Genomic DNA, 16,742 nt, shown 5'->3' with positions numbered 1-16,742 from the left:
CTGATCATCGGCGCCATGATGCGCAAGCTGGTGCATGTAGCATTCGGCGTACTCAGGTCGGGCAAAATATTTGATCCGACCTTGCACGCTGCTTGACGGGGATAACAGTATCTACGCTCATGTAAAGTCCGGTAGGTCGGATTAGCGTAGCGTAATCCGACACCATTGTTGGCCTCGTGGCATCAGCTACCGCGGTAAGTGGAATACGACCACGGCGACACCACTAGCGGCACATGGTAGTTCTCATCCGTATGCGCGATGCCGAAGGCCAGGGTGACAAGGTCGATGAAGCGTGGCGATGGCAGTTCCACGCCTTGGGCTGCGAAATAGTCGCCTGCGTTGAACACCAGTTCATATTGCCCCGCTTTCATGCTATCGCCTTCCAGCAAAGGCGAGCTGCAGCGGCCGTCGCTGTTCGTCATATCCATCTTCAATAACACTTTTCCTTCCGGCGCGACTGAAAACAGGGCGACCTTGACGCCGGCTCCCGGCCTGCCGTGGGCGATATCGAGTACATGCGTGCTGAGTTTTCCCATTTGCTATCCTGTATATAGGGTGAGTGAATGTGCTTATCGTGCAAATCATATACCGGTGACTGCGTCCGGCTATATGATTGGGCATATAGCCAACATTGTCCTCCTATAGGCGCGCCTCCGCATGAACAATTACGAACATTATCCTCGCGACTTGATCGGCTATGGCCGCACGCCACCCCATCCGCAATGGCCGGGCAAGGCCCGCATCGCCCTGCAATTCGTCCTTAATTACGAGGAAGGGGCGGAAAACAGCGTACTGCATGGCGATCCCGCTTCGGAAACGTTTTTATCGGAGATGATCGGTGCAGCCGCCTTTCCCGCGCGCCACCTGAGCATGGAGTCGATTTATGAATATGGTTCGCGCGCCGGGCTGTGGCGCTTGCTGCGCATGTTCGAGGAGCGGCGCCTGCCGCTGACGGTGTTTGGCGTCTCGATGGCCTTGAAACGCAATCCTGAAGGGGTGGCAGCCTTCCAGCAACTGGGTCACGAGATTGCCTGCCACGGTTTGCGCTGGATTTCCTATCAAAACATGGATGAAGCAACGGAACGCGAGCACATGCGCGAGGCCGTGCAGATCATCCGCGAATTGACGGGGTCCGCCCCGCAAGGTTGGTACACGGGGCGCGATTCGCCCAATACGCGCAAACTGGTGGTCGAACATGGCGGTTTCCTCTATGACGCCGATTATTATGGCGACGACCTCCCATTCTGGGAGAAAGTGGCGTACACGGATTCTACCGGCATGCCGGCCGTGCAGCCGCAACTGATCGTGCCCTACACCCTGGATACGAACGACATGCGCTTTGCCGCCATGCAGGGCTTTAATTCGGGCACGCAGTTTTTTGACTATCTGAAAGATGCCTTTGATGTGCTGTACGCGGAAGGCGACCCGAACGGTTTGAATCAGCCGAAGATGCTGTCCGTGGGCTTGCATTGCCGTCTGGTGGGGCGGCCCGGACGGGCCGCGGCGCTGGCGCGCTTTCTCGACTATGTGCAGAGCCATGAGCAGGTATGGATCACGCGCCGCATCGATATTGCCGAACACTGGCATGCGACGCATCCGTTCCAGGAGTGAGTTCTATTGAGATGGGATGATAAGTAAAATCAGTCTTTGCGTATAGTTGTCCCATATGCCGGTGTTAATCTCCTATACTGGGACTATACCGAGGCCAGCATGTCAGAACCGATCCGCTTTTACTATCGTGGTGCCGTACAGGAAGTACGCAACGCCGCCCCTACGCAGACTGTGTTGCAGCACCTGCGCGAGGATTTGCATTGCACGGGCACCAAGGAAGGCTGCGCCGAAGGCGATTGCGGCGCCTGCACGGTGGTCATCGGCAGCCTGGTGGACGGCCAGGTCGAGATGAAAGCCGTCAATGCCTGCATCCAGCTCACGCCCACTCTCGATGGCAAGGCCCTGTTTTCCGTGGAAGACTTGCAGCAGCCCGATGGCGCCCTGCACCCGGTGCAGCAGGCGATGGTTGAATGCCACGGTTCCCAGTGCGGTTTTTGCACGCCCGGTTTTGTCATGTCCTTGTGGGGCATGTATCTGGAGAAAAACGGCCAGACGCCCACGCGCTGTGAAATCGACGACACCCTGTCAGGCAATCTGTGCCGCTGCACGGGCTACCGGCCCATCATCGATGCGGCCAGACGTATGGGTGAATTGCCACAGGTGGCATTCGATCGCGATGCGTTGCGAGTGCAATTGCAGGCGCTGCAGCGCGGCAGCCTGACCACGTATGAACATGGCGGCCAGCATTTCCACGCACCGCGCAGTATCGAGGAACTGGTGACGCTGCGCGCGGCAAAGCCGCAAGCCTGCCTGCTGGCCGGCTCCACCGATATTGGCCTGTGGGTGACCAAGCAACTGCGCGACCTGGGCGACATCATTTATCTCGGTAATGTTGCGGCGCTGAAAAGCATCGGCGAGGATGACGGCAAGCTGCACATCGGCGCCGGCGCCAGCCTCAACGATGCCTATGCGGCGCTGTGCGAACATTATCCCGATGAGCTGTCCGAACTGTGGCAGCGCTTTGCTTCCTTGCCGATCCGCAACGCCGGTACCTTGGGCGGCAATGTGGCCAATGGTTCGCCCATCGGCGACTCGATGCCGTGGCTGATTGCGCTGGGCAGTGAGATCGTGTTGCATGGACCTGCCGGCCAGCGCAGCATGCCGCTGGAAGATTTTTATCTTGGCTATCAAAAGAAGGATCTGCAGCCAGGCGAATTCGTCGAAGCCGTGCGCGTACCTTTGCCCCGTGCCGACGTGCATTTCCGCACGTATAAACTGGCGAAACGCTTTGACCAGGATATCTCGGCCGTGTGCGCCGCGTTTGCCTTTGAGCTCGATGGCGAGCGTATTGTTGGCGCGCGTATTGCCTTCGGCGGCATGGCGGCCACGCCGCAGCGCGCCGCGCAAACGGAGGCATTCTTGCGCGGACAGGCGTGGACGGAAGACAATTTGCTCATCGCCATGCGCTTGCTGGCCGACGATTACGCACCGCTGTCGGATATGCGGGCGTCGAACACCTACCGCATGACGACGGCGCAAAACCTGCTGCGCCGCTTCTGGCTGGAAACACGCCCCGGTGCGCCGCTGCTGCACACTGCCGTCAACGCCTACGCTTGCCGCGCCTGAAAGGACCAGCATGAATCATCCTGCCACGCCCGAACTGCAAGCGGCCGCCTGGGCCGCCGTGGGCAAGCCCAGCCCGCATGAATCGGCGCAATTGCATGTGCTGGGGCAAGCCACGTACACGGACGATATCGCCGAACTGCAAGGCACCTTGCACGCGGCGCTGGGCCTGTCGCAAAAGCCCCATGCACGCATCACGGCCATGGATTTGTCGGCAGTGCGCGCCGCTACGGGTGTTGTCGCCGTCTACACGGCACACGACATTCCCGGCACCAATGACTGCGGTCCCATCATCCATGACGATCCCATCCTGGCTGCGGAGCTGGTGCAATACGTGGGCCAGCCCATCTTCATCGTGGTGGCTGATACGCATGACCATGCGCGCCGCGCGGCCCGCCTGGCGCAAGTGTCGTATGAGGAATTGCCCGCGATCATGACGCCGCAAGCGGCCAAGGCCGCGCAATCGTATGTGCTGCCACCGATGTGGTTGACGCGCGGCAACTACCAGGCCGCGTTCAAGGGCGCGCCGCACGTGGTCAAGGGCCAGCTGTATGTGGGGGGCCAGGAACAGTTTTATCTGGAAGGACAGATTTCCTACGCCATCCCGAAGGAAGCGCAAGGCATGCTGGTGCTGTGTTCGACCCAGCATCCGAGCGAGATGCAGCACGTGGTGGCGCATGCGCTGGGCGTGCATTCGCACAACATCACCGTCGAATGCCGGCGCATGGGCGGCGGTTTCGGCGGCAAGGAGTCGCAGTCGGCCCTGTGGGCGGCGGCGGCATCGATTGCGGCGGCCAAACTGAAGCGTCCCGTCAAATTGCGCGCCGACCGCGACGACGACATGCTGGTGACGGGCAAGCGCCACTGTTTTTATTATGAATACGAAGTGGGCTATGACGACGACGGGCGGATCCTTGCCGCCAAGGTCGACATGACCACGCGCGCCGGATACTCGGCCGACTTGTCCGGCCCCGTTGCCACGCGCGCCGTCTGCCACTTCGACAACACATATTACCTGTCCGACGTGGACATCCGCGCCGCCTGCGGCAAGACGAATACGCAGTCGAACACGGCCTTCCGGGGCTTTGGCGGACCGCAGGGTGCCATTGCCATCGAGTACGTCATCGATGAAATTGCCCGCCATTTGCAACGCGATGCGCTCGATATCCGCCTGCTCAATTTCTATGGCCGCAACGATGTAGAAGGACGCAACGTCACGCCGTACGGGCAGAAAATCGTCGACAACGTCATTCATGAACTCGTCGCGGAACTGGAAGCGAGCAGCGATTACCGCGCGCGCCGCCTGGCTATTGATGCGTTCAACGAGGCCAGCCCGATCCTGAAGAAGGGGCTGGCATTCACGCCCCTGAAATTCGGCATCGCCTTCAACGTCACGCATCTGAACCAGGCCGGTGCGCTCGTGCACGTATATGTCGATGGCTCCGTGCTGGTCAACCATGGCGGCACGGAAATGGGGCAGGGCATCAATACCAAGGTCATGCAAGTGGTGGCGCACGAACTGGGCCTGGATATGGACAAGGTACGGGCCACGGCCACCGATACCAGCAAGGTGGCGAACACGTCGGCCACGGCGGCGTCCACCGGCGCGGACCTGAACGGCAAGGCGGCGCAGGATGCGGCGCGCCAGATCCGTGAACGCCTGGCCGATTACGCGGTCAAACTGTACGGTGGCGAGACGGACGCTGTTCGTTTCTTCGACAACCATATCCACGTGAATGGTCACGTCGTTGCGTTTGCCGAGCTGGTGCAGAAGGCTTACCTGGCCCGCGTGCAACTGTGGTCGGACGGTTTTTATGCCACGCCTGGCTTGTCGTGGGATGCGAAGACGATGACGGGCCATCCGTTTTCCTACTATGCGTATGGCGCGGCCGTGGCAGAAGTGGTGGTCGATACCCTGACCGGCGAATGGAAGCTGCTGCGCGCGGACGCCTTGTACGATGCGGGCCAGTCATTGAATCCTGCGATTGATCTGGGTCAGGTGGAAGGCGCGTTTATCCAGGGCATGGGCTGGCTGACGACGGAGCAGCTGTGGTGGAATGCGGCGGGCAAGCTGATGACGCACGCGCCGTCGACGTACAAGATCCCCGGCATTTCCGATTGTCCTGAAGATTTTCGCGTCCAGCTGTTCCAGAACCGCAACGTGGAAGACAGCATTCACCGTTCCAAAGCCGTGGGTGAGCCACCACTGTTGCTGCCGTTTTCCGTGTTCTTTGCCATCCGCGACGCCATTTCCAGCGTGGGCCATCACGCCGTGCAACCACCGCTGAATTCGCCCGCCACCAGCGAGGAAATCCTCAAGGCGGTGATGGCCGTGCAAGCGGCGCATGTCGGCGCATAGGGGTAGACGATGAGCGACTGGCTGACAGCAATCGAGAATGACGCGCGGGCATTCGTGCTGGTGACGGTTGCCCTGGTGGAAGGTTCCGGTCCGCGCGAGGTGGGCGCGAAGATGCGCGTCAGCCTCGATGGCCAGGTCGATACCATCGGTGGCGGGCACCTGGAATTGCGCGCCGTGGAAATCGCCAAGACCATGCTGGCCACGGGCGACACCCATGCGCGGCTCGAGCGTTTCGCGCTGGGCCCCAGTCTCGGGCAATGCTGCGGTGGCGTCGTCCACCTGGCTTTCGAGTATGTCGATGCCAGCCTGAATGCGTTGCTGGTCGCCTTGCGCGAACGCCGCCAGCAAGACAGCTGGCGTCTGGCGGCGCTCGACGGTGAACCTGCCTCGGCGCTGTTTGACGCCGCCGGTAGCTTGATTGCCGGCACTGGCGCACAGGCGCCCGATACGTTCGCGCGCGAACGCGGTACCCATGTTGCGCAGGGCAGCGAAGGGCGGCGCTGGCTGGTCGATCCCTGCCTGGCGCCGCGCGCCCACCTGACCTTGTTCGGTGCCGGCCACGTGGGCGCCGCCATCGTGCGCGCGCTGGCCCCCTTGCCCTGCAATATCACCTGGGTCGATGAGCGCGAAGACATGTTTCCCGCGCAGCTGCCGGATAATGTCCGCATCGCCGCCACCGATACGCCCGAGGAGTTTGTCGCCATGGCGCCGCCGGGCGGCAGTTTTCTCGTCATGACGCATAGCCATGCGCTCGATCAGCGCTTGACGCAAGCCATCATGGAGCGCGAGGATGCGGGCTGGTTCGGGCTGATCGGTTCGCACACCAAGCGCAAGCAATTCGAACACCGCCTGCAGGCGCGCGGCGTGCCGGACGCGCGCATTGCCGCCATGGTGTGTCCGATCGGCATGCCAGGCATCCGCAACAAGGCGCCGGCCGTGATCGCCGCTTCCGTTGCCTGTCAATTACTGATGGTGTGGGAAGCGGCGGCCGCGGCCGCCCTGGCCGCACCGCTGCGGCTGGCCTCTGCCAGCGCGCCACCGCGGCGCCGAACACGCGCCGCCATTCACCCGTTATAGAAAGAAGCCATGCCGATTGTTCCTGCCACATTGCAAGCCTACCGAGCCAGCTTGCTGCACTTCCACGCCGATCCCGGATTTAGCGCGGAGGCGCATTCCTGGCATGCGGACGGCTTGCTGATCGTGGCCGATGGGAAGGTCGTGGCAGCCGGCGATTACGCTTCATTGCAGGCAACTTTGCCGCCGGGCACGCAGACCGTCGATTACCGCGGCAAGCTGATCGTGCCCGGTTTCATCGACACCCATCTGCACTTCCCTCAGACGGAAATGATCGCTTCGCCCGCACCGGGTTTGCTGCCGTGGCTGGAAACGTACACCTTCCCCACGGAGCGCGCGTTTGAAGATCCCGAGCATGCGCGCAACGTGGCCGAGTTTTTCCTCGATGAACTGCTGCGCTGCGGCACCACCACGGCCATGGTGTATGGCAGCGTGCATCCGCAATCGGTCGAAGCCTTCTTTGGCGCCAGCGAGGCGCGCGGCTTGCGCATGGTGGCGGGCAAGGTCATGATGGACCGCAATTGTCCCGAGTTCCTGCGCGATACGGCCGAGTCCGGCGCACGCGAAAGCGAAGAGCTGATCCGGCGCTGGCACAAGCACGGCCGCTCGCTGTACGCGATCACGCCCCGTTTCGTGCCGACGTCGACGAATGAACAGATGCATCTGGCGGGCGAGCTGGCGCGCGCCTATCCGGATACGTATTTGCAGACGCACGTGTCGGAAAACGAAGATGAATGCCGCTGGGTGCGCGCACTGCACCCGCAGGCGCGCAGCTACCTCGACGTGTATGACCAGTACGGCATGCTGCGCCCGCGTGCCATGTTCGGTCATTGCATCTGGCTCGACGAGCGCGACCGCGCGCGCATGGCGGAAACGTCTTCGGCTGCCGCCATTTGTCCTACGTCCAACCTGTTCCTCGGTAGCGGCCTGTTCGATTTCGAGCGGGCCGATGCGGCGAAAGTGCTGCTGTCGCTGGCTACCGATGTGGGCGGCGGCACCTCGTTCTCGATGTTGCAAACAATGAACGAAGCCTATAAAGTAGCACGCTTGAAAGGCAGCTATCTGCCCGCCTTGCGCATGTTTTACCTGGCGACCCTGGGCGCGGCGCGCGCCATGCAACTGGAAGGCACCCTGGGCAATTTCACGGCCGGCACGGAAGCGGACTTCATCGTGCTCGACAAGCAGTCGACGCCGCTGCTCGAGCGCCGCACGGCCGGCTGTCAAAGCCTGGAGGAATTGCTGTTTGCCTTTGCGCTGCTGGGCGACGACCGCGCCGTGGCCGCCACCTATTCAGGCGGGCAATGCGTGCATGTGCGGGGGCAGGGCTGACCTACCCGTTGTTCAACACGAATTATCCTGAGCGAGAACGCGAATGCACAAGAAACTCACTGGCCTGGCGCTTGGCGCCGCGCTGGCATTGACCGGAACGGCGCAGGCCGCCAAGGCTACCCCGTCTTCCAACGAGGCGGCCACCGCGCGCCATTTTGCCGCTCTGGTTGCTGGTGCGCAGCCGAAGACAGCCGAGTTGAGCCTGTTCTTTTCCATGATGCCCAAGGGCGGTGATTTGCATCACCATTACTCGGGCGCCATCTACGCCGAGCAATTCCTCGACTGGGTCGACAAGGAAAACTATTGCGTCAACAAGACGACTTACCGCATCGAAAGCAACAAGGATGTCGTGGCGGCCGAGCGCGCCAAGCCGGCCGCGCAGCGTGGCTGCCTGTCGTCCACGGAAGTGTTTGCCGACGCGGGCCTGTATGCGGAATTGCTGCAGCGCTGGTCGACCAAGGATTTCTATAACCACGGCGCCATCCAGACGCCGCCGGACCGCACCTTTTTTGATACCTTCGGCTACTTCGGTCCCGTGGCGTCGAGCAATACGGCCGATGGCCTGAAAACCCTGAAGCAGCGCGCCATCGCGGAAAACCTCAGCTACATCGAGACGATTTTCGAGCTGTCGCCATTCGTGCAAAACGCGCAGTTCGACCAGCAGGTGCTGGCGCCGGGCTTGCAGCCGGCAGCGTTGCAAGCCGTGCTGGCCAACTGGTCGCAGAGCCTCGAGCAGGATACTGGCTTCCAGAAAAGCATCACCGCCTATAACGACAACGTCAACGCCAGCAGCGCCGGCATCGATGACGCGAATTTCACCATGCGTTACCAGGCGTATGTGCTGCGTTTTCTGTCGCCATCGCAAGTATTTTCCTCGATGGTGGCCGCGTTCAAGGCAGCGAGCCTGAATCCGCTGCTGGTGGGCGTGAACATCGTGGGTCAGGAAAGCGTTAACGTGTCGATGCGCGATTACAGTCTGCACATGGAAATGTTCAAATTCCTCAAGGAAAAATATCCAAACGTCAAGATCGCCCTGCATGCGGGCGAGCTGGCGCTAGGCATGGTGCCGCCGGAAGGCATGGCTTTCCATATCGCCGAAGCTGTCAATGTGGCGGGCGCCGACCGTATCGGCCACGGCATGGATATCGCGTACGAACACAATGCACTGGCGACCATGCAAAAAATGCGCGAACGGGGCATCCCCGTGGAAGTCAATCTGACCAGCAACGATTACATTCTCGGTATCAAGGGCCAGGCCCATCCGATCACCCTGTATCGCAAGTATGGGGTGCCGTTCGTCATTTCCACCGATGACGCGGGCGTCTCGCGCAATACCTTGTCGAATGAATACGTGCTGTTTGCCAGCCAGTACAAGACCGATTATGCGGAAATTAAAAAGCTGTCGTACAACAGCCTGCGTTATTCCTTCCTGGCGGAAGCGGATAAGCAGCGTTTGCTGAAAGCGCTCGATGCCCGGTTTACCCGTTTTGAAGCGCAGATTGCCGCCGCCGACAAGGCAGGCAAGGGCGGAAAACCGTAAGTTGCGCGACGTTCATAACTGATACTCTTAAATGGCCGGATCTTCCGGCCATTTTTTATTCCTCATCTTAAATGCCATGCTGTTATTTTGTTAATTTTGTGGCGGCCACGCGACACAATTCACGGCAGATACACGACTTTCTCCAATTTCGTGGATGAATCAATTTCAAGTACATATTGCTCATTTATAATCACGCGCCATAAGCCCGGACGCTGTCAGCACGATATCAATCCAGCTAGTTACCCCATGCTATTTATATTTTAAATATATAAATATATAAAAAAAATCGTATTTGTCATCCATTTTTTGATGATGCATAGTGAGATGAAGATGATATTAAAAAGTCACAATTCATCTGGGCGATATCGTATGAAGATGGGTATTTGCAGTAAATAAAGGTGAGATGCAGAATGAAACAAATAGTCGCGCAGCTAAATGACGACATTCTTCTGTATTTTACCGCCGTGTCACAGTCTTGAAATATTTAACAATTACACTCGCGGCTTGCCATGTTAGCCGGGTAAGCATGTGGGATGAATGACACAGGTACTAGCGCCCTGGGTCATACGGATCGGTCGCAGTTTTTTTCCGCCGTAATTGTCTGGATAGGAATAGTTGTGATGTGTGGAGCGGCGTTTTGTGATGGTCTTGTCAGGACCGCAGCCAGTCCCGCCGGCGTAACAGTTGCAGCATCGTAAAGAGGAGATCTTGTATTTGTGTTGCTGTGCGGTGCAGCCGGACGGTGGGGCAATCCAGGATTTTCAAAAAATAATAGTCTTTTCTGGGGTTAAAGATGATCAATCACAAGCGACTTCGGCTGACGCAAATCGCGTTAAGCCTGTCTATTGCACTGGCAGCGGCACCATCGTTCGCACAGAACACTACGTCTTCCATTGGCGGCCGTATCTCGGCCACTGACGGCAAGCCGGCAGCTGGCGCGCAAGTCAATATCGTTCACGTTGAGTCCGGTTCGGCCAGCAACGTGACCACCGATGCAGAAGGCCGTTATGTCGCACGCGGCCTGCGTGCCGGCGGTCCTTACACCATCACCATTACCAAGAATGGCGTGGTTGAAAAACGCGAAGGCGTGTATATCGCTCTGGCCGAAACGGCCAACGTCGACGCCACGCTGGGCGCCGACATGCAAGTGGTGAAAGTCAGCACCAATGCTGTTCGCAATCAGGTTTTCAACCGGAACAACATGGGTGCCGGCACCAATATCGGCCCGACCGAACTGGCTACCCAGGCATCGATCTCGCGCAGCCTGCAAGACTATGCCCGCGCCGACCCACGCCTGTCGCAAACCGACAAAGAGCGCGGTGAAATCTCCGTTGCCGGTCAAAACTCGCGCTACAACTCGATGACGATTGACGGCGTGGCCGTGAACGACACGTTCGGTCTGGAAGCGTCTGGTACCGCGACCGGCAAGCAGCCAATTTCGATCGAAGCGATCCAGTCGGTGCAGGTTAACGTCGCCAACTATGACGTCACCCAAAAAGGCTACACCGGCGCGAACGTCAACGCGGTGACCAAATCGGGCACCAACAAGGTCAAGGGCAGTGTCTACTACGCTTTCCGTAACGACACCATGTCGGGCGACCGTTACAACAGCACCGACGACACTTACTACGCACCGCCAAAATCGAAAGACACGACCAAGGGTATTACCCTGGGCGGCCCGCTGATCGAAGACAAGCTGTTCCTGTTTGCCAACTACGAAAAAACCACCAGCTCGCGCGGCGCGCCAGCATTCGGTCCTGTCGGCAGCGCACAGACCAACGTTGCCATTACCCAAGGCGCCATCGATAGCGCGATTGCTATTGCCAAGGATAAATATGGTATCGATGCAGGTACTTCGGCAGTTCCTGCGGGTTCCGAATTCACGGCGACGGAAAAGTTGCTCAAGCTGGATTGGAATCTGACCGACACCCAGCGCATGATGCTGCGCTACACCAAGACCGAACAGTCCGAGCCGATTTACACCGGTTTTTCCGGCACGGGCCTGTCGCTGAGCTCGTACTGGTATGACCAGAACAAGAGCCTGGAAACCCTGGTTGCTCAATGGACCGCCGAGTGGACCCCGACCTTCTCGACCGAAGTCAAAGTGTCGTCGCGCGACTACGACAGCGTACCGCGCAACAACGCTTATCTGCCGGCAATCGGCCTGCAGTTCAGCGGCGCGCTGCCAGCTGGCGCACCTTCGAACCTGGCTACCGGCAACCGCTTCCTGAACTTTGGTACTGAACTGAGCCGTCAGCGTAACATTCTTGGCACCAAAACCAAGGATTTCTACGCAGCCGGTACCTGGTCGCTGGGCGACCATGAAGTCAAGTTCGGCTCCGACTACAGCAAGAACGACATCTATAATGCGTTCCTGCAAAACGTCAACGGTAACTACACCTTCGGCTGTATTAACAGCAGTGCCACGTTTGCCTATTCGTTCGGCGCCATCAACTGCGGTTCTGCCACGGCAGCGCAATTGCAGGCAGCCGTGCTGGAAAACTTCAGCCGTGGCCGTCCTAGCTCGTACACCTATCAGGTGCCACAAGCAGGCCGTACGCTGGACGATGCCGTGGCGACGTTCTCGCTGAAAAACATCGGCCTGTTCCTGCAAGATACCTGGGAAGTCAACAAGCAGCTGACGTTGACTGCCGGCCTGCGCATCGACGGCACCCGCATCGGCGAAAAGCCGATCTACAATGCGCGTGCAGCACAGGCAACTGTCGCTCGTACCACGCCTAACGGTCGTCAGACCGGCGGTTTCGGTATCGATAACTCGCATACCATCGACGGCGAAAACCTGTATCAGCCACGTTTTGGCTTCAACTACAAGCTGGAATCGGCGCGTCCGACGCAAATTCGCGGCGGCTTCGGTTTGTTCCAGGGCGCGGCGATGAGCGTCTGGCTGGGTAATCCTTACCAGAACACCGGTATGGCAACCCAGAACATTACCTGCGCCTCGTCGGCCGGCACTTGCCCGACCACCGATGGATTCTTCAATCCAGATCCAACCAAGCAGCCAACGAGCGTGCCAGCGGTTATCCCGGCAATGAAGGTCGATGCCCTGAGCCCGAACCTGGCGCAACCATCGGTATGGAAAGCCAACCTGGCCATTGAACATGAGCTGCCATGGATGGGCTTGATTGTCAGCGCGGAATACCTGCGTTTCCAGACCAAGAGCGCGATTTACTACGAAGAGCTGAACATGGGCGCGCCAACGGCAACCGGTAGCGATGGCCGTCCAATGTACTATGGTCCTAACGCCTACAATACGGCTTGCTGGAATGCAAATGGCGCTCTGATCGGCGGCGCCAATTGCAGCGCCTTGACCAAGGCTGGCAGCAACGCCTCCTTCGGCCAGGTGCTGATGGCTAAAAATACCGACAAGGGCGAGTCGAACGTGCTGACCCTGTCGGTGCGCAGCCCGACCCGTGATGGCCTGTCGTGGGGCTCGTCGTACACCTATACCGATGGCACTGAAGTATCGCCGCTGACGTCGTCGACCTCGAGCTCGAACTGGGGCGGCCGTGCCGTCTTCAATCCGAACGAGAATGTCGCGTCGAACTCGAACTATCTGGTCAAGGATCGCTTTACCGCCAATGTCAACTGGCAAAAACGTTTCTTCGGCGAATACAAGACCACCTTCGGTCTGTTCTATGAAGGCCGTAGCGGCAAACCATACAGCTGGACCGTCAACAATGACTTGAACGGTGACGGACTGGCCGGTAATGACCTGATGTACATCCCTAGCGCGCCAGGTTCGGGCGAAGTAGTGTTCGCCGGTGCGACGCCAGCAGCGCGCGCCACCAACGAGGCAGCGTTCTGGAAAGTGGTCAACGCCAATGGCGACCTGCGCAAAGCCAAAGGTGGCGTGATCGGCCGTAACGAGAGCTTTTCTCCATGGACCAACAGCTTCGATGTGCGCATGAGCCAGGAAGTACCGGGCTTCTTCAAGGGTAACAAAGGCATCATTACCTTCGATATCCTGAACGTCGGTAACCTGCTCAACCGCAAATGGGGCCGCATCAATGAAGTGGGCTTCCAGGGTGCCGGTGGCCAAGTGCGCAGCTTCGTTGACTATGCCGGTATGGAAAATGGCAAGTATGTGTACAACACTCGTCCTGTGGTGGAAGGCCTGGAAACGCGTCAAGTCAAAGGCGAATCGCAATGGGCACTGCAAGCAACGGTCAAGTACGAATTCTAATATCGTCCTTGCCCCGTAGCTTGGCAAACTAAAAACGGCTGGTGGCGACACCAGCCGTTTTTTTTATACACAAGATGGTTTACTCTTTCCCTTTTTCAATAAATATCATTCCATGGCTCACTTCCTACGCACTCCGGTCGCTGCCGCGGCCCTGATCCTGATCCTGTCTGGCTGCAGCAACCTGGCGCCTGCGCCGAGCGGCCCGATTGAAGTGAACCTGGTCGCTTTGAACGATTTTCACGGCAATCTCGACCGCAGCAAATTTACTTACACGAGCGTCGCCAACGCCGAGCGCAAGACGGTGCAGGCGGGCGGCATTGATACCTTGTCCGGCGCCTTGAAGGCCTGGCGACGCGAAGATGCGCAGCTGATTTTTGTCGGCAATGGCGACCTGGTCGGCGCCAGCCCCGCCATGTCGGCGCTATGGGCGGACGAACCGAGCATCGTCGCCATGAACATGCTGGGCATGAAGGCCAGTTCCGTCGGTAACCACGAATTTGACCAGGGCAAGGCGGAACTGCTGCGCCAGCAGCGCGGCGGCTGCGATTCGTCGCGCGCCGACAAGGCCTGCAAATTCACGCCGGACTTCAAGGGCGCCAGCTACACCTATATGGCGGCCAATGTCATCGACACGCAAACGGGCAAGTCCCTGCTGCCGGCCTACCGCATCGAAGAGGCGCATGGCGTCAAGGTGGGATTGATCGGCGCCGTGCTGAAAGATACGCCGTCCGTGGTGACGGCTGCCGGTATTGCTGGCCTGCAGTTCGGCGATGAAGCGGACGCCATCAACGCCACCTTGCCGCACTTGCGCGCACAGGGCGTGGGGGTGTTCGTCGTGCTGCTGCACCAGGGCGGCGAGACGAAGGACGCCGTCGACCAGCCCGATTGCAGCCACCTGAAGGGCGAAGTGGTCGACGTGGTGAAACGCCTCGACCCGGCGATTCAGCTGGTCATCAGCGGTCATTCGCACCAGGGTTATCTGTGCCGTGTCGACGGCCGCCTGGTGACGCAGGCGCAGATGGGGGGACACATGCTGACGCGCATCAAGCTCAAGGTCGACCCCGTCAAAAATGCGCTGATCGATGCCCGCGCGCAAAACGTCGTCATGTTGCCCGGTATGTATGAGCCGGACCCGGCCGTGGCAGCCTATCTGGAATCGGTCAAGCAGCGCAGTGCGACCGAGTTGTCGCGTCCCGTGGCCGCCATCGCCGTGCCCACCGTGGGCCGCAGCACCAAGGGCGGCGGTGCATCGCCGCTGGGCGACCTGGTGGCCGACAGCACCCTGTTCGGCGCACGCGCTGCCGGTGCGCAAATCGGCCTGATGAACAATGGCGGCATCCGCAAGGACCTGGAAGCGGGCGCCGACCTGATGACGAACGTGGGACAGAACCAGGCAGTTGTACCGTTCGGCAATACCTTGATCGTCGTCAGCCTGTCTGGCGCGCAAATCCGCACCTTGCTCGAGCAGCAATGGCCGAGTGCCGAAGCGGAAGAGGGCAACTTGTTGCAAGTGTCCGAAGGTTTCAGCTACCGCTGGGACAGCACGCGGCCGCAAGGTCAGCGCGTGCTGCCGGGCAGCATCATCCTCAATGGCCTTCCTCTTGAAGACAATCAACAATACCGTGTCGCCGCCAACAGTTTCCTGGCCGGCGGCGGCGACCGCTTCACAGTGCTGGCGGCCGGCACGCGCCGGCTCGACACGGGCGTGCGCGACATCGATGCCTTCAGCAATTACCTGATCGCCCGCGCGCGCGCCGGCAAGCCCGCTGGCAGCGCCACGGCGGCCGGCCGCATCGTGCGCGTCAAATAACATTTACCAGGAAAAACCATGCGTCGCTTATTTGTTTCTGTCGTTATTTCCAGTCTGTTCGCGGGCACGGCCCACGCGGACTTCACCGTTCCCGGCTTTGAACTCGTGCACACGTCGCCTGTGGAAACGAGCTTGACGAATCCCGACCTGCGCGAGCCCGTTGCCGTGTGGACCGAGTTGTTCGATTCGGCAAAAAAAGAGATCGTCATCGCCCAGTTTTATGCCGTCAGCAAACCGGGCACTGCCTTTGAAAAAGTGCTGGCCAGCCTGACGGCCGCCGGTCAGCGTGGCGTAAAAATCCGCTTCCTGCTGGACCAGAAGGGCGTGGGCCTGTCGGAAGCGGCCACCATCGCCCAGATCAAGGCGATTCCAAACCTGGACTTGCGCCTGATCGACTTCAATAAAATTACGGGCAACGGCATCGTGCATGCGAAATACCTGGCCGTCGATGGCCAGGTGGCGTACATCGGCAGCCAGAATTTCGACTGGCGTTCGTTCGAGCATATCCATGAAACGGGCTTGAGAATCACGGAGCCCGCCATGGTGAGCCAGGTGCAAGCCATCTTCGAACAGGATTGGCAAGCCCAGGCATTGACGTCGCAAGGCAGCCGCGCCACGGTGCTCAACAGCAAGGTGGTGCCTGCCAACTACGCGCAGAGCGCTTTCCTGCTGGCCAGCCCGAACGCCTACAACCCGGCCGGCGTGGGCGACTCGGAAACGGGCCTGCCCGCCTTGCTGGCGCAAGCGCAAAGCGAAGTGCGCATCCAGCTGCTCGATTACGCGCCGCTGTCCTACGGCCCGAACCGCACGCGGCCGTACTACGCCGTGATCGACAACGCCGTGCGCGCGGCCGCCCAGCGCGGCGTGAAAATCAAGCTGATGGTATCAAGCTGGAATACGGAAGCGCCGGCCATCGCCTACTTGAAAAGCCTGGCCCTGGTGCCGAACGTGGACATCCGCATCGTGACGATTCCCACGGCCTCGACCGGTTTCATTCCATTTGCGCGCGTGATCCACAGCAAGACCATGACCATCGACGGCAAGCTGGCCTGGGTCGGCACGAGCAACTGGGCGGGCGGCTATTTCGACTTGTCGCGCAACCTGGAAGTGGTGCTGCGCAATGAGCAGATGGCGCAGCGCATTGCCGCGCTGCATGAGCAGACGTGGAGCTCGGCGTATGCGCAGCCGATCGACATCAACAAGCAGTATCCGAAGCCGGCCAAGGCCACGCCGCAAGGCAAGGAGTAATGGT

At 59.7% G+C, this 16,742-nt stretch carries 10 protein-coding genes; 9 read left to right on the top strand and 1 reads right to left on the bottom strand.

What is annotated here, in order from left to right:
* Window positions 1–182: 182 nt before the first annotated feature.
* Window positions 183–536 carry a hydroxyisourate hydrolase gene (uraH, locus tag ACQ4WO_RS23965; protein WP_071079294.1) on the bottom strand — a complete coding sequence of 118 codons (354 nt, stop codon included), beginning with the start codon at window positions 534–536 and terminating at the stop codon, window positions 183–185.
* Between the two features lie 121 nt (window positions 537–657).
* Between uraH and puuE the strand changes: the two genes are divergently transcribed.
* From puuE to ACQ4WO_RS23920, 9 genes are all read left to right on the top strand, one after another.
* Window positions 658–1,611, top strand: a complete 954-nt coding sequence (gene puuE / locus ACQ4WO_RS23960) for an allantoinase PuuE (protein WP_436483519.1) — start codon at window positions 658–660, stop codon at window positions 1,609–1,611.
* A 99-nt stretch (window positions 1,612–1,710) separates the two neighbouring features.
* The gene (xdhA, locus tag ACQ4WO_RS23955) at window positions 1,711–3,177 is read left to right on the top strand and encodes a xanthine dehydrogenase small subunit (protein ID WP_436483518.1); all 1,467 of its coding nucleotides are present in this window, start codon (window positions 1,711–1,713) and stop codon (window positions 3,175–3,177) included.
* A 10-nt stretch (window positions 3,178–3,187) separates the two neighbouring features.
* Window positions 3,188–5,533 (top strand): xanthine dehydrogenase molybdopterin binding subunit, encoded by a 2,346-nt coding sequence (gene xdhB / locus ACQ4WO_RS23950; RefSeq protein WP_436483517.1) that lies wholly within the window; start codon window positions 3,188–3,190, stop codon window positions 5,531–5,533.
* A gap of 9 nt (window positions 5,534–5,542) precedes the next feature.
* Window positions 5,543–6,610 carry a xanthine dehydrogenase accessory protein XdhC gene (gene xdhC, locus ACQ4WO_RS23945; protein ID WP_436483516.1) on the top strand — a complete coding sequence of 356 codons (1,068 nt, stop codon included), beginning with the start codon at window positions 5,543–5,545 and terminating at the stop codon, window positions 6,608–6,610.
* 9 nt (window positions 6,611–6,619) lie between these two features.
* A complete protein-coding gene (gene guaD / locus ACQ4WO_RS23940) occupies window positions 6,620–7,936 on the top strand; it encodes a guanine deaminase (RefSeq protein WP_436483515.1) in 1,317 nt (438 codons plus the stop codon).
* Between the two features lie 43 nt (window positions 7,937–7,979).
* A complete protein-coding gene (locus tag ACQ4WO_RS23935; protein WP_436483514.1) occupies window positions 7,980–9,476 on the top strand; it encodes an adenosine deaminase family protein in 1,497 nt (498 codons plus the stop codon).
* A gap of 793 nt (window positions 9,477–10,269) precedes the next feature.
* On the top strand, window positions 10,270–13,680 hold the full coding sequence (locus tag ACQ4WO_RS23930) for a TonB-dependent receptor (RefSeq protein ID WP_436483513.1): 3,411 nt from the start codon (window positions 10,270–10,272) through the stop codon (window positions 13,678–13,680).
* A 112-nt stretch (window positions 13,681–13,792) separates the two neighbouring features.
* Window positions 13,793–15,490, top strand: a complete 1,698-nt coding sequence (locus ACQ4WO_RS23925) for a bifunctional metallophosphatase/5'-nucleotidase (RefSeq protein ID WP_436483512.1) — start codon at window positions 13,793–13,795, stop codon at window positions 15,488–15,490.
* 18 nt (window positions 15,491–15,508) lie between these two features.
* Window positions 15,509–16,738: a phospholipase D-like domain-containing protein gene (locus tag ACQ4WO_RS23920; RefSeq protein ID WP_436483511.1), complete on the top strand. Its 1,230-nt coding sequence runs from the start codon at window positions 15,509–15,511 to the stop codon at window positions 16,736–16,738.
* Window positions 16,739–16,742 lie beyond the last annotated feature (4 nt).

The organism is Janthinobacterium aestuarii, from assembly GCF_051380835.1.
GTDB classification, from domain to species: domain Bacteria; phylum Pseudomonadota; class Gammaproteobacteria; order Burkholderiales; family Burkholderiaceae_D; genus Janthinobacterium; species Janthinobacterium aestuarii.
Note: the sequence above shows the minus strand (reverse complement) of the source record. Positions and strands in the feature narration are given on the sequence as shown.